The organism is Acinetobacter sp. YH16051, assembly GCF_013417135.1.
Classification (GTDB): Bacteria; Pseudomonadota; Gammaproteobacteria; order Pseudomonadales; family Moraxellaceae; genus Acinetobacter; species Acinetobacter towneri.
Genome location: NZ_VPEN01000066.1, coordinates 1 through 3,073 on the forward strand (window position 1 = coordinate 1; position 3,073 = coordinate 3,073).

Genomic DNA, 3,073 nt, shown 5'->3' on the forward strand with positions numbered 1-3,073 from the left:
ATACGTGGGTTATAGGGAGCAATATAAAGTTTCCATCCCGCTTGATTTACTCGTTTCATTAAATTCGCATACGCTTGATAGGCTTGCTCAGGACGTACAAACTCCTCTTTATTTAAGCCTGCATTAACAGTCATAACCTCAATACCATCTTCCTTATGAAACGATGTTCCTAATACATAAAAAACATGGTCAATAGCTAAGCTACTCGCGCCATTTTCAATCTTAATTTGACCAAGGTTCGGTGGTGAAAAATCTAATTCTCGAAAACTAGCGACAGGATGGTTATCCACGGCACTCTGATTGTATTGAGCAAAGTCTTTAAAGCCCTGTAGACCAAAATGGAGTAAATAAGGTTGCTGATTCATTGCACTATTCTCTGTATTTTTTGCATTAGGTTGGCAACCTAAAAGAAGGAAACCGAAGATGAAGACTAAGATAGAATTAAAATAATGCTTAAATCTTTCCATCATTACTGTCCTTGCCAACTACAAAGTCCGCTTTACTATTGCCCCATCCTGCAATAATTGCGAGTTCCTTCTCTAAAAATGATCGCCCTGTGTCACTTAACATTAAGGTATGATATTTTTCTGCTGCCTTCTGAATCCACTCCATACGGCTATCATAATCTTGAACTTTGGTATGCGCTAAAGGTTCGCTATAGACAGATTCAGGTAATTTGTCGAGTACATCTTTATGACGTCCTTCATATTTCCCATGTCTAGGCTTAACAGCATCAACACTATAATCACTAGAAAGGACTAAAGTACTATCGGGAAGTTTGGTATAGCTTTGTAAAGTTGCCTGTGCTTGTACCATCCAGTCCTTCCAAACCAATTCTTGTAAAATATTACGTTGTTCCTGTACTGCAATTGCCAGTAAATGTTTCATAAGATCGTCTTGTGCATCTTTAAAATTATCTCTCCTTGGTTTTCCTTTTCTTTTAAAAATGCCTTCTATCTTGGGAAGCATCCCAAAAGCCTGAGTAATTTCAGTTGTACTCTGCAAATGCTTAATGATGGGTAAACAACTCGACCAAGGAATATTTAACACTTCTTCCTTAATATGGGTGAACTTAGATACATCACGTTGAGTTCGACATTGATTAAAAGATTGCGAAGACATACTCCAAGCATAATGCCAAGGTGCAATATCCATAAATAACCATAAATTCCCTTTCGCAAAAGAGTGTACTGGATTGCGAACAAGTGGCGTCAAGACAAAAGGGGAAATAATGGGAATCCATTTATACCCCCAAGCCGTTAAGCCATGTTTAAACACTGCTGCAACAGTTTTTGAAGCAAATGCACCTAAGCCCATCCAATAATAACGGCCTTTTAATTGCTGACTTCCATGATTTTCTTGTTCAAGATAAATTTTGGCATAAACTGAGGCAATTCTTCTGGCTCTTGCTTCATATCCTGGTTCGAGTTTATAGAGATTCTTTTTGGCATCTTTTAAGTTAGACAGACGGATCATCGCTATTTGTTGTTGTACTTCCCAAAAAGTTAAGCAATCACACTGTGCTGTTTTACAGCTATTCTCTGTTGTATTTGTATTACTTTCCCAATCTAAATTACCCACTAATCATCTCCTTCACTCGGTTCAGCTTCTAGCTTCATCCAATTTAAATCGAGCTTTAAGCTTTCTTCTTGTAAGGAATTTATTCGTTTAGATCGGCCTTTATTATCTGCTATGGCCATAAACTCATCGGATGCATTTGAAATTTTATAATCAGCATTTTTAAAGGGCTCACCAGAGGGCAATAACATTTGAAATTTCTCATTATAGGCCTCATAAGTTTGCGAGCCTTTGATATTTACACCAACTTCTGTACCGCTTTTAAAAAGGTGCTGACCTGCCTTAGCCTCAAACTTTGCAGGCGTAATGAATGTAATTCCATTCTTATTAATGATGACTTGAGAACCACCTGCCATAGGTTTACCTATCTTCTTTAATCATTTAAAAATTAATCTTATATTTAGCTTAAAATAAATCTCTAATAGTTCAATTTTTTTCACCAAAGTATGACTTTTATCATAGCCATTCAATTGAATGATAGCATCATTGTTGCTGCAGACAATAAAGAAGTCACACTCAAAGAAGGTGAAACAAAGCAGTTAATAGATAACTTAACGTCAAAAATCCATCCTTGGTACAAGGGAATTATTACGGGAACAGGTGAAAGCTATGTGCTCAATCGTTGCATAACCTTATTTCAGCAAATAGCTCAATCAGAGTTAAAAGCTTTGCCCTATTGTCTAGAACTTTCACGGAAAGTGAGAGAACATGAAATCGGTGTTGATCATTTTCAAGTACAAAATACCAAGTTACTTTGCTCTAGTTATAGTGACAGCGGAGCTCAACTTTATAAAGTTGAAAGGTTCGATGAGGAGCAAGCCTACACAATCATGGCTGTTGAACCGATGAACATCACGGTATGGATGTTTAATCCCAATGTTGAAGCCATTTCAGCGGATCTACAACTTCTCTATGCTGATTTAAGAGACTACGGTACGTTTAATCATCAATCTGAGTGGATTAATTACTACATCAACCGGATTGCTCCTATTTATCAAAAGCAAAGCCAAGTCGATTCACTGATGAGTCAAAGCTTTGATTTCTTTTTTCAGACGAAGGATGAATATGTGTTTGGCCATATTCCCAACACCCAAAAGACAGCACTAGAATTCAAAGAAATTTCATCGAATATTAAGTCTATTTAACATAATGGATATTATACGAAGTACACTTGTATATTAATTTAAATATCAGTAACTTAAAAATTTTACTCTAACCAAAAAATGTACAAAATGCCGATTTTGAAACAAGTCGGCTTTTTTATGAGCGTTTTTGATAGTTCTTGCCAATAATTTTGTTTAAAAAGTAGTCAATTTTTCGGTTTTTCCAATGTTCTCAACTTCCCAGGATCTAAAATTATCCCCATTTCCTGCGGATAAACCTGGGACAGTTTTTAGCCGGTCTTGTACGCATTTGCTTACGTCAATTACGGCCCTTTGCGCCTGTACGACCTGGCTGCAATTTCCTATGATGGATTCATCAGGAACAGGAAGTT

The 3,073-nt window shown here is 36.7% G+C and carries 4 protein-coding genes and 1 pseudogene; 1 reads left to right on the forward strand and 4 read right to left on the reverse strand.

Features of this window, described 5'->3' with window-relative positions; translation table 11 throughout:
* The 3 genes and pseudogenes from FTV41_RS14095 to FTV41_RS14105 all read right to left on the reverse strand — a co-directional run.
* Window positions 1-470, reverse strand: a pseudogene (locus tag FTV41_RS14095) (hypothetical protein); the annotation flags it as partial.
* The gene (locus FTV41_RS14100) at window positions 454-1,581 is read right to left on the reverse strand and encodes a DUF2515 family protein (protein WP_179995816.1); all 1,128 of its coding nucleotides are present in this window, start codon (window positions 1,579-1,581) and stop codon (window positions 454-456) included. The pseudogene FTV41_RS14095 and the gene FTV41_RS14100, both read right to left, overlap by 17 nt.
* Entirely contained in the window at window positions 1,581-1,934 is a 354-nt protein-coding gene (locus tag FTV41_RS14105; RefSeq protein ID WP_179996715.1) for a hypothetical protein, read from the reverse strand. The genes FTV41_RS14100 and FTV41_RS14105 overlap by 1 nt, the downstream gene beginning before the upstream one ends.
* Window positions 1,935-2,024: 90 nt before the next feature.
* Here FTV41_RS14105 and FTV41_RS14110 point away from each other — a divergent pair, with 90 nt between their 5' ends.
* Window positions 2,025-2,723 carry a hypothetical protein gene (locus FTV41_RS14110; protein ID WP_179991637.1) on the forward strand — a complete coding sequence of 233 codons (699 nt, stop codon included), beginning with the start codon at window positions 2,025-2,027 and terminating at the stop codon, window positions 2,721-2,723.
* A gap of 153 nt (window positions 2,724-2,876) precedes the next feature.
* On the opposite strand, the gene FTV41_RS15110 is transcribed toward FTV41_RS14110, so the two are convergent.
* The coding region (locus FTV41_RS15110; protein WP_218945202.1) for a hypothetical protein at window positions 2,877-3,073 on the reverse strand (197 nt) is incomplete at its 5' end.

Coding starts and splice junctions, on each gene's coding strand:
- FTV41_RS14110 (WP_179991637.1), top strand. CDS start 2,025: ATGACTTTTATCATAGCCATTCAATTGAATGATAGCATCATTGTTGCT.
- FTV41_RS14105 (WP_179996715.1), bottom strand. CDS start 1,934: ATGGCAGGTGGTTCTCAAGTCATCATTAATAAGAATGGAATTACATTC.